Annotated in this window: 9 protein-coding genes; 6 read left to right on the top strand and 3 right to left on the bottom strand. The window is 43.9% G+C overall.

All coding sequences use genetic code 11. The features are described 5' to 3' along the window. Nucleotides 1-124 precede the first annotated feature (124 nt). Nucleotides 125-967 carry a formate transporter FocA gene (focA, locus tag AC3CH4_RS05390; RefSeq protein WP_017078992.1) on the top strand — a complete coding sequence of 281 codons (843 nt, stop codon included), beginning with the start codon at nt 125-127 and terminating at the stop codon, nt 965-967. Nucleotides 968-1319: 352 nt separating this feature from the next. Here the strand turns inward: focA and AC3CH4_RS05395 are convergent, their stop codons facing one another. Next, on the bottom strand, nt 1320-2114 hold the full coding sequence (locus tag AC3CH4_RS05395) for an ABC transporter permease (protein ID WP_237299476.1): 795 nt from the start codon (nt 2112-2114) through the stop codon (nt 1320-1322). 438 nt (nt 2115-2552) lie between these two features. Between AC3CH4_RS05395 and torE the strand changes: the two genes are divergently transcribed. The 3 genes from torE to torA are packed head-to-tail and all read left to right on the top strand — an operon-like array spanning nt 2553 to nt 6456. Next, nucleotides 2553-2735 (top strand): trimethylamine N-oxide reductase system protein TorE, encoded by a 183-nt coding sequence (gene torE, locus AC3CH4_RS05400; RefSeq protein WP_004734591.1) that lies wholly within the window; start codon nt 2553-2555, stop codon nt 2733-2735. A 52-nt stretch (nt 2736-2787) separates the two neighbouring features. Further along, entirely contained in the window at nt 2788-3969 is a 1182-nt protein-coding gene (gene torC / locus AC3CH4_RS05405; RefSeq protein ID WP_123923909.1) for a pentaheme c-type cytochrome TorC, read from the top strand. 24 nt (nt 3970-3993) lie between these two features. Next, a complete protein-coding gene (torA, locus tag AC3CH4_RS05410; protein ID WP_114633236.1) occupies nt 3994-6456 on the top strand; it encodes a trimethylamine-N-oxide reductase TorA in 2463 nt (820 codons plus the stop codon). A 393-nt stretch (nt 6457-6849) separates the two neighbouring features. Here the strand turns inward: torA and AC3CH4_RS05415 are convergent, their stop codons facing one another. Continuing rightward, nucleotides 6850-8064: a putative manganese transporter gene (locus AC3CH4_RS05415; RefSeq protein WP_004734594.1), complete on the bottom strand. Its 1215-nt coding sequence runs from the start codon at nt 8062-8064 to the stop codon at nt 6850-6852. Nucleotides 8065-8265: 201 nt separating this feature from the next. On the opposite strand from AC3CH4_RS05415, the gene AC3CH4_RS05420 reads away from it, so the two are divergent. After that, nucleotides 8266-9171, top strand: coding sequence for a manganese-dependent inorganic pyrophosphatase (locus AC3CH4_RS05420; RefSeq protein WP_114633238.1), 906 nt, complete (start codon nt 8266-8268; stop codon nt 9169-9171). Nucleotides 9172-9320: 149 nt separating this feature from the next. Next, complete coding sequence (locus AC3CH4_RS05425; RefSeq protein ID WP_171327519.1) at nt 9321-9710, top strand: DUF2750 domain-containing protein; 390 nt, start codon at nt 9321-9323, stop codon at nt 9708-9710. 94 nt (nt 9711-9804) lie between these two features. On the opposite strand, the gene AC3CH4_RS05430 is transcribed toward AC3CH4_RS05425, so the two are convergent. Continuing rightward, nucleotides 9805-10584 (bottom strand): DUF2927 domain-containing protein, encoded by a 780-nt coding sequence (locus tag AC3CH4_RS05430; RefSeq protein ID WP_171327518.1) that lies wholly within the window; start codon nt 10582-10584, stop codon nt 9805-9807. Between the last annotated feature and the right edge of the window lie 8 nt (nt 10585-10592).

Consider the following 10592-nt stretch of genomic DNA (forward strand, 5'->3'; position numbering starts at 1 on the left):
ACTTGGGCTATTTCCTTTCCACAAGGTTGTGGGAGGTATTTTGAGTCCCAAATAGCTCTTGAATTCAGAAATGAAAGAGAGGATTATCTCGCTCCCGACAACATGTTTCAAAATGTAAATCATCATGAATCTGAACCAATTTGACTCATTATTACCGCCACAAATGGCTGAGCGCGCTGCAGATATTGGCGTAGGTAAAGCAACCAAAGATCCAACCAAATCTTTTCTCCTAGCGATTTCAGCTGGCATACATATCGGTATTGCGTTTGTGTTCTACACAATTGTAACCACTGGCGCTGGTGATTTACCTTGGGGTATTACTCGCGTTCTAGGTGGCCTTGCATTTAGCTTGGGCTTAATCCTCGTTGTTGTTACTGGCGGTGAACTGTTTACCAGTTCGGTGCTCACTCTCGTTGCTCGCGCAAGCGGCAAGATTACCTGGGGAACCCTAGTAAAGAACTGGGCGACCGTTTATATCGGTAACCTTATTGGTGCTTTATTGCTAGTGGCATGCATGCTTCTGACTAAACAGTACATGTTCGACCATGGGCAAGTGGGTTTGAATGCGATGGCCATTTCTCAGCACAAAATGCACCATGGTTTTATCCAAGCTATCGCGCTTGGCATCATGTGTAACGTATTGGTTTGTATCGCGGTATGGATGACGTTTAGTGGACGAACACTGACTGACAAAATTGCAGTACTGATTTTACCTGTCGCGATGTTTGTATCATCGGGCTTTGAGCACTGTATTGCGAATATGTTCCAAGTCCCTTTAGCTATCGGTATCAAAACATTTGCTCCTGCTGAATTCTGGACAATGACAGGGGCTAATCCGGCAGACTATGTTGACCTAAACATGATGGATTTTCTGATGAACAACTTGCTGCCCGTTACTATCGGTAACATCATTGGCGGCGGTATCTTTGTTGGCATGTGGTATTGGTTGATTTATTTACGCGATTGATAAAGATGGCGGATCAACAAAGCTTGCGTGACTAGCTCTGTGACAAGATTAGTTAAAGCTCAGTGAAAACATTGAACTGACTTATGACATTTACAAGACGGCCTGCATTGCAGGCCGTTTTTTATTTGTGGAAAACTTACTCGTTGATTTCCTAAATTATCATCTGAACGCTTAACAACGCAGTTCTGCTCGTGTGTATATGTCTTTGAAATCACCCAAGGATCAATGGCGATGATCTTTGTTCGAGCCGAAATGGACAAAAAAGGATCTATATTGATTTGGTTATCCACAATTTCTGTGGATAACCTGTATCAAATTCAGTGAGTAACCAGATCTAAGAGGAGTCGGGAGGTTATTTTGAAGGCTGTATTTGAGCGAGAACTCGCCCTTCTTTGGTCAAAGAAGTCTTTAAAGAAAGGTGAAGTGCGAGCGCCAATGAACTACTCATCATCACGAAAATAGCCAACATGATCATCAGTTGATACTTAATTGCGATCATTGGTGAAGCTCCCCCTAAGATTTGTCCTGTCATCATTCCTGGTAGCGTTACCAAGCCTGTGGTTGCCATTGAGGCCATAATAGGAGACATCGCTTTCTGTATAGCATTACGTACAAAAGGCGCTGCAGCATAAGTAGGAGACGCGCCTAACGCGATTGCTGCTTCATATTCTGATTTCTGTGTTTCAAAAGCACCAAACAGGTTCTGCAATGCCACTATATTACTGCTTAAGCTATTACCCAATAACATCCCTGCGATCGGGATAAGGTACTGAGCGTTAAAAACCGGTGTTGGTTTAATGATAAATAAGCAGATGAACAAGACAATGGGTACACAGGTTACCGCTAGGCTCACAGCGACAGGCACTAACAAGAGGTTTCGGGGTAATTTGGACTTTTCAACAATCGAGCTTGCCCCAACGATAATCATCGTAAATAACCACAGTAAATTGACCCACAAGCTATTCAAAGTGAACAGGTATTCTAGGTAGAGGCCAACCAGAAATAGCTGAACAGTCATGCGAATGATGCTGATAGAAGCCTCTTTTCCAAGGCCAAGTTTTAGCTTGTGGTTGATTACAATTGGTAGCAAGAGAAGTGAACTGAAAAACAATAATTGCCACCAAGATATATCAATAACGTCTTGCATAATGCTTCCTTTTAATAAGGCTTCTATCATATCTGAAAGTGCCAAATGATGCATTTCAGCGTCATACCTGTCGAACTCAAAAAAGGCTCAATTATTTAACATTCAAAGTACAAAATAATGGTTATTTGAGGGTTTTATGGCTACTACTTAGTAGGTAAAACGTTAAAATTGGTTACAATGTGGTTGCGAAAATGTTGGTTTTTAACATTTGTGAAATATACTTAATTCTTCACATTTGTTAATACTTTTTAATAACTTTGTTTAACTAAAAACAAGTTTGGATGACCTCAAAAAAGTATTGATTAGCAAGGGATATAACAGGAGATTTGATTGAACCCTACTTTGTGTATGGTCTAAAATTTGTTGTTAGATACTCAAGAACTTTAGCTCCTTAGAATGAGCTACTCGAAATTACTAAATACAAAATAGGCAAAATGTATGAGTGATGTTAATAAAATTGAAACTGGCGAAAAACGCTCGTTGGAGTGGAAGTCATTCCTCTTCATCGCAGTGGTTCTCTTTCCAATATTAAGTGTGGCTTTTGTAGGAGGCTACGGCTTTCTAGTTTGGGCACTGCAAGTGTTTGTATTAGGTCCTCCAGGTGCACACGGCGGCATGTAATGCCCTCTTGCTATCACATTTTTATTAGAACTAATTTTTAAGAGAGCTAAACATGAAATCATTTTTAGTTAAATTATGGCGCACAATGACTCGCCCAGCAGTACACATCAGTCTTGGTGTACTAACTATGGGTGGCTTTATCGCCGGTGTTATTTTCTGGGGCGGTTTTAATACAGCTCTAGAACATACAAACACAGAAGAGTTCTGTGTAAGCTGTCACACCATGCGTGACAACGTATACGTAGAACTACAAGAAACGGTTCACTGGAAAAACACTTCTGGTGTACGTGCTACTTGTCCTGACTGTCACGTTCCACATGAATGGACAGCAAAAATTGCTCGTAAGATGCAAGCATCTAAAGAAGTCTTCGCTCAAGTATTTGGTGACCTAGATACGCCTGAGAAATTCGAAGCTCGTCGTATCGAACTGGCTAAACACGAATGGGATCGTTTCTCTTCGAACAAATCTCTAGAGTGTAAAAACTGTCACAACTACGATTCAATGGACTTCGAGAACATGCGCCCAACAGCGCGTATCCAGATGAAGAACGCGGCAGAGCGTGATCAAAGCTGTGTTGACTGTCACAAAGGTATTGCTCATAACCTGCCATTAGATATGGCATCAGCGAGCGGTATTGTTGGCGAGCTAGAAAATGTAGCAAGCAGCACATCTTACGCAAATGGTTCTGACGTGATCTCTATTCGTCACCTACCAATGTACACAGATGAAACAGCAACAGTTGAAGCGGGTCTACTAAGCCCTGCAAGTAAAGTTGCGGTTATCGACGAAAAAGGCGACATGATCAAGATTCAAATCGACGGTTGGCGTAAAGCGAAAGGCTTCGGACGTGTAATCCAAGAAGACTTCGGTATGAACATCTCGACTGCAATCTTGACGAAAGAAGTATCTCAAAGTGACGTTATCACTGTTGGTGAGAAGAAAGAAGATGAGCTTACTGGCCTTCCATGGGAAGAAGTTAACCTAGCACTTTGGATGAAGAAAGAGTCTATGGTTGATAACTTCGCTCCAATCTGGAACGCAGCGGGTCAAGCGTACCAATCTAACTGTTCAACGTGTCACTCACAGCCAGATGAAGCTCACTTCAGCGCTAACGGTTGGGTAGGCATGCTAGATGGTATGATTGCGTTCGTTAACTTCGATACAGATACAGAAGCACTTGTTCTTAAGTATCTACAGAAGCACTCATCAGATTTTTCTGAAGGCCATCACTAATAAGACGTCAATTGGAGTAACACAATGGCAATTACAAGAAGAAGTTTTCTGAAAGGTGTCGCTACTACAAGTGCGGCATCGGTTATCGGTCCAAGCTTATTGGCGTCGGCATCAGCGTCTGCTGCAGAAACAGACGGCGCGTGGAAAGTCTCTGGTTCTCACTGGGGTGCATTCCGAGCTCGCGTTTACGCGGGTAAAGTGCAAGAAATTAAACCTTTAGAAATCGATCAACACCCAACTGAGATGTTGAAAGGTATTAAAGGTATTATCTACAGTCCATCACGTGTGCGTTACCCTATGGTTCGCCTAGATTGGTTGAAGAAGCATAAATACAGCGCAGACACGCGTGGTAACAACCGCTTTATTCGTGTGACTTGGGATGAGGCACTAGACCTTGTTTACCGCGAACTAGAGCGCGTACAGAAAGATTACGGTCCATGGGCACTTCACACTGGTCAAACTGGTTGGAGACAAACGGGTCAGTTCCACAGCTGTACTAACCATATGCAACGTGCAATGGCACTTCACGGTTACTCTGTGAAGAAAATCGGTGACTACTCAACAGGTGCTGGTCAAACGATCATGCCTTACGTGCTAGGTTCGACTGAAGTTTACGCACAAGGTACATCTTGGGAACTTATCCTAGAAAACAGTGACAACATTGTTCTTTGGGGTAACGATCCAGTTAAAAACCTTCAAGTAGGTTGGACATGTGAGACTCACGAGTCGTTCGCATACCTAGAACAACTGAAAGAGAAAGTTGCTAAGAAAGAGATCAACGTTGTTTCTGTTGACCCTGTTCAAAACAAAACAGGCCGTTACCTAGAAAACGAGCAGATGTACATCAACCCACAAACTGATGTGGCGTTCATGCTTGGTGTTGCTCACGTTCTTTACAACGAAGACCTATACGACAAGAAGTTCATCGAAACTTACTGTCTAGGTTTTGAAGACTTCATCAAGTACGTTCAAGGTGAAACGAAAGATAAAGTTGAGAAGACACCAGAGTGGGCTTCGGCTATCTGTGGCGCAAGCGCGGACTCTATCCGTGAATTCGCTAAGATGCTGGTTAACGGTCGTACGCAAATTCTTGTTGGTTGGAGTATCCAACGTCAAGAGCACGGTGAGCAGCCTTACTGGATGTGTGCAGTTATCGCAGCAATGGTTGGCCAAATTGGTCTTCCGGGCGGTGGTATCTCTTACGGTCACCACTACTCAGGTATCGGTGTATCTTCAACTGGCTTCGCTGCTCCGGGTTCTTTCCCGTTGAACATCGACCAAGGTCAATCACCTAAACACACGAATACAGATTACAACGGTTATAGCCGCGTAATTCCAGTAGCTCGTTGGGTTGATAGCTTGCTTGAACCAGGTAAGAAGATCAAAGCGAACGGTTCTACTGTAACGCTACCAGACATTAAGATGATGGTATTCAGTGGTAACAACCCGTGGCACCACCACCAAGATCGCAACAAGATGCGTAAAGCATTCAAGAGTCTACAAACTGTAGTGGCTGTTGATTTCGCTTGGACTGCAACTTGTCGTCACTCTGATATCGTGCTTCCAGCATGTACTCAGTGGGAACGTAACGATATTGATGGCTATGGCGCGTACTCTGGCCGTGGTTTGATCGCAATGCACAAGCTAGTGGATCCTCTGTTCCAGTCTAAGACGGACTTCGAGATCATGTCTAGCCTAACTAAGCGTTGGGGTCGTTACAACGATTACACGCGTGGTATGGACGAAATGCAGTGGGTTAAATCTCTGTATGACGAATGTCGTGCATCAAACGAAGGCAGCTTCGAAATGCCTGAGTTTGCTGAGTTCTGGGAGAAAGGTTTCCTAGACTTCGGTAAAGGTAAGCCATGGACTCGTCACGCTTCATTCCGTGAAGATCCAGAGATCAACGCACTAGGTACTCCTTCTGGTTTCATCGAAATCACAAGCCGTACTGTTGGCAACATGGGTTACGAGCACTGTCAAGAACACCCAATGTGGTTCGAGAAATCTGAACGTTCACATGGTGGTCCAGGCTCTGACAAACACCCGTACTGGCTACAATCTTGTCACCCAGACAAGCGTCTTCACTCTCAGATGTGTGAATCTGAAGAGTGGCGTGCGACTTACGCGGTACAAGGCCGTGAGCCTATCTACATCAACCCAGTCGATGCTAAGAAGAAAGGCATCAAAGATGGCGATGTAGTACGTGTGTTCAACGACCGTGGTCAACTACTAGCAGGTGCTGTTCTAATGGATAGCTACGCTCCTGGTGTTGTTCGTATCGAAGAAGGTGCTTGGTACGGCCCGATCAACGAGAAAGTGGGTGCGCTAGATACATACGGCGATCCAAACACACTAACTCAAGACATCGGTACGTCTGAACTTGCTCAAGCAACGTCAGCAAACACATGTTTGGTTAACTTCGAGAAGTTCCAAGGCAAACTGCCTCCAGTAACTTCATTCGGTGGTCCAATCGAAGTTTCTTAAGTCTTGTACTTAAGAACCAAGACTAAAGCTTGAATTAAAGCCCCTGTAAGTACTCTTACAGGGGCTTTTTGTTTTTCTAGTGTACGTGTTGGGATTTCTAACTAAGCATTGTAACAGCGCCAGAGGGGCGTTTTTGAGGCAGGCTGTAACGTGCTGTTTGAGGTAGGCTGTAGAAACATAAAGCATTAGCATGAAGCCGGAAGGGAATGCACAAAGAACCTGTTGTAAGGGCTTAGGCAGATGGAAACAAAAAGGCCGATACAAAGTACCGACCTAATAGAAACCTATGGAGTAAAGCTAAAACCTTGAATAAAAGCTTAAGCCTCGGATATAAACTTAAGCTTAAATTGTAAACCTAAGCTCCAATTATAAACCTAAGCTTCGAACGTAAGCCTAAAGTTCGAACATAAACCAGTAACCGTATGCACAAATCAAAGCGGGAACACTGGAATACAAGGTCGCGACAAGAGCGGCTTTCGGTGCCATCGCAATCGCAGGGAATAGCGCATCACCGTCATTAGAAATTGCGTTACCTACCTGAGCTGATAGTGGCAGTGCACCAGAAAGGTATAGGCTAGTGACCAGCAATTGCGGACCACACCCCGGTAGCAATCCCATCAACACTCCCGCCAGGGGGAGCATCATGCCCCAGCTTGAGAATAGCGTCGCAAAATCGACATTTGCTATCACAGAGCCAAATTCGAAGAAAAGAAAAGCAACCACCACCCATGCAGTAACGAAGTTAGTATCTTGAGCCGTTTTTTGTAGTGGATGAGAGCCTACACATTTTTCGTCTTCACTTACGGCTGATTTGTAATCTTCAATTTCACGGGTGAGACCCCATAGAAACATCGAGCTAATCAGCAAAATAGTGCCTGCCCATTCCATCGACATTTCGGGCAAAGCGAGCAACTCATTCACGTCCACTTGAAAAGAGCCAAGTAGGGCAACCGCAGCACCTGGAATAATGAGTACAGACCATAGATAGCCTTGTAGGTTGATCGCTTTTTTCGATACTGCTTCTTTGTCTTGAGATTGAGAAGCACAGCTGCTCACCGCTTCATTTTTCTCTGCTTTTTTTGGGCGTAAGAAGTCGTCTGCGTGAAACAAGTTAATGATTCGACCTGACGCAGTTCCGACGATCACGCCCATCGCCATCATGGCTAAACCAGTCTTGGGTTCGCTTGCAATGAGCAGGAAGGCCGCATCACCCATGGTTGAGACGAGCACAGCAACAACTGCGCCGAATCCGAGTTTGCCCGAGATAAATTGTGTGGTAACCACGATCGCACCGCCACAGCCGGGTAGCGCCCCCATAAGTGCAGCGAATACAACTTGGTTTGAACGGGATTGATGGACGAGCTTGTTGAAGACGTTATCTTTGTTGATATACAGGCTTAACCCGTGGTAAATCGCTAAGGTCAAAGCAACATAACAAGACACGGCCCAAAAGGCGTCTGACAAGGTAGTGACCGTCAATTCTCGCGTGGCAGGCGCCATAACTAAAGCTGCAAGTGAGATAGGTAAAAGCAGGCGCTTAAATGACAGTGAAAACTGAGTTGTTTTCGCAGCGCTACTGCTTGGCAAAAAAGAGATTAGTCGATCCATAGGTGTTACTCAAAATTAGTGGCTTAAGATAAATATATACGAATGATAATAATTATCAATTGCATTTGTTGTTTTTTTATCTATTGTTACCATTGGCTAAACCTACGAAACATGACCAACCTGAAAAAATGAGGTAAAGTATGGCTAATAAAGAGAGACTCTAAAGGTAGAGTCATAATTGTTAGTGTAATAGGAAGAAACATGATTTTAGTTGTTGGTCACAAAAACCCTGATAGTGACAGTATTTGTAGTGCGTTAGTTGCAACAGAGCTTCTTAAAGCTCGTGGCGAGGAAGCGACACCAATTCGCCAAGGCGAGATCAACCGCGAAACTCAACACATTCTAGAAGTCGCTGGTGCTGAAAAACCAGAACTTCGTACTTCTGTTGCTGGTGAAAAAATCTGGCTAGTAGACTACTCAGATCTAGCACAAGCACCGGACGATGTTGCTGAAGCTGAGATCGTAGGTATTGTCGATCACCACCGTTTAGGTGACGCGATGACAGTTAACCCTATGGAAGCTTGGATCTGGCCTGTTGGTTGTACAAATACTGTACTTTTCAACATGTTCAAGATTGAAGGTCACGCTATCTCTCAACAAATCGCTAAACTGATGATGTCTGCAATTCTTTCAGACACGGTTGGTTTTGCTTCTCCAACATGTACTCAAAAAGACAAAGACGCGGTTGCTGAGCTTGCTGAAATCGCTGGCGTGACTGACATTGATGCATTCATCAAAGCGCTTCTAATCGCTAAGACAAACATCGAAGGCCTATCTGCTGCACAACTAGTAGAAAAAGACCTTAAAGGCTACCCATTCAACGGTCGTGATGTTGTTGTTGGTCAAGTTGAGCTTGCGACTCTTGAGCAAGTAGATGGCATGATTGAAGCGCTAGAAGCGGATCTTGAAGAACGTTGTGAGAAAGACGGTCTAGCATTTGCTGCGGTAATGCTAACAGACATCACTACTGCGCAAACTCACCTTCTATACAAAGGCGAGTGGGCTGATAAACTGGTTAAGCACGAGAAAGACGGCGTATTAATGATGGAAAATACATTAAGCCGTAAGAAGCAAGGCTGGCCTTGGTTACAGGGTGAGCTTGTTTAATCAAGTCGCTTAATTATAAACGCCTGCTAATTTAGCAGGCGTTTTTCTTTGAAGTGGATTTTCTTCTTCATCGAAAATGTTTGAAGTTAAAAGCTCTCGGCATAAAATAGCTTTAAGAGCAAAGTTACTGACTAAAGTAGGAAATTAAGATGACTACACAGCTAGACGATAAAAAAATCGCTGAAATCAATAAGTATACGGGTGAGCAACGCCTAAAGTACTGTGTGAAAGAAATCGTAGCGAACCGTGAAGTATGGATCTTAACCGATGAACACGGTTGTGTAATGCTGAACACAGAAGATGAAGACTGTGTTCCAGTATGGCCAAATCACGAGTTTGCTGAATCTTGGGCTACGGGTGATTGGTCTGAGTGTAAAGCTGAGTCTATCTCGTTGAACAAATGGCACAGCCGTTGGACTAACGGTCTAGAAGACGACGAGCTTGCAGTGGTTGTGTTCCCGAACGAGCAAGAAGAAGGCGTAATCTTGTTCCCTGATGAGTTCGATTTCGAATTAAAGAAGCAAGCTGCTAAGCGCTAATTCTGCCGCAATACAGTTCTTAAGTCAGCGTTGCCTTTTTTAGGCAGCGCTATCATTCAATTATCCCATCTAAGCTATTTACAACGCATTTTCGTTAGTACCCAATCAACTGATACAACGGCGCTTGCTGTGCGGCTTTTGAAGCTTGTTGAAGCACACCTGTTTTACTGTACCTCTTGAGTATCTTTCGAACGACAGGTTTTACTTCAGATTTTGTCATTCCAGCTTTCAATTCTGGTTCATACAGTAGTTGCAGTAGCACCACATCTAAGGGTGATAACAAGTCTTCTGGCGTATGGTCATTAAAAATAGAAGGGTAGGCTTTATCTGAATCATTCGGCAGGCCTAGAACCTGTGTGATTTCTTCCACGATACAGGCGACGAGCTTACCTCGAGATCTTGCTTGATCAACGGGAATAACAATCCCAGCGTAAACAATCTCATCTTTAGAATTAGTTCGATAACCCGCCGTGCAAATAGCGTTGTTTAGATGCTGAGTTGATTTGAGTTTGAGCAACGATTTCGCCTCAGATACCCACTGACTTTGCCGCGTGTATATCCATTTTACGTTCGCTTCAGACTCTTTGTTGACGATTGTTATCGGGTGCTGAGTGACTTCGGATAAGTGTCGGATATGAAGCTCTGTGAGCTCTTGATGCAGTTCTTCATCACCCACTCGATGATCGATCCAAATCTTGATCGGTTGTTTCCATTTGGCGAGTGGCTTGTTGCCTTGGGAATATTCGTGTTGAAGTGCGACGTTATAAAAGGCAGTTTCGACGAAGCTTCTATCTAACCAAGTGAGCGGTGTGCTTGCTGCGTTAAAGGAAAACAGCGCCAACAAAAGGGGAAGCATTGAAGCTCTTAATAACATACCTTTCC

Source organism: Vibrio sp. QJM3NY_26 (genome assembly GCF_057786005.1).

Excerpts from the sequence above, each read along its gene's own strand:
- focA (WP_017078992.1), top strand. The coding sequence starts at position 125 with ATGAATCTGAACCAATTTGACTCATTATTACCGCCACAAATGGCTGAG.
- AC3CH4_RS05395 (WP_237299476.1), bottom strand. The coding sequence starts at position 2,114 with ATGCAAGACGTTATTGATATATCTTGGTGGCAATTATTGTTTTTCAGT.
- torE (WP_004734591.1), top strand. The coding sequence starts at position 2,553 with ATGAGTGATGTTAATAAAATTGAAACTGGCGAAAAACGCTCGTTGGAG.
- torC (WP_123923909.1), top strand. The coding sequence starts at position 2,788 with ATGAAATCATTTTTAGTTAAATTATGGCGCACAATGACTCGCCCAGCA.
- torA (WP_114633236.1), top strand. The coding sequence starts at position 3,994 with ATGGCAATTACAAGAAGAAGTTTTCTGAAAGGTGTCGCTACTACAAGT.
- AC3CH4_RS05415 (WP_004734594.1), bottom strand. The coding sequence starts at position 8,064 with ATGGATCGACTAATCTCTTTTTTGCCAAGCAGTAGCGCTGCGAAAACA.
- AC3CH4_RS05420 (WP_114633238.1), top strand. The coding sequence starts at position 8,266 with ATGATTTTAGTTGTTGGTCACAAAAACCCTGATAGTGACAGTATTTGT.
- AC3CH4_RS05425 (WP_171327519.1), top strand. The coding sequence starts at position 9,321 with ATGACTACACAGCTAGACGATAAAAAAATCGCTGAAATCAATAAGTAT.
- AC3CH4_RS05430 (WP_171327518.1), bottom strand. The coding sequence starts at position 10,584 with ATGTTATTAAGAGCTTCAATGCTTCCCCTTTTGTTGGCGCTGTTTTCC.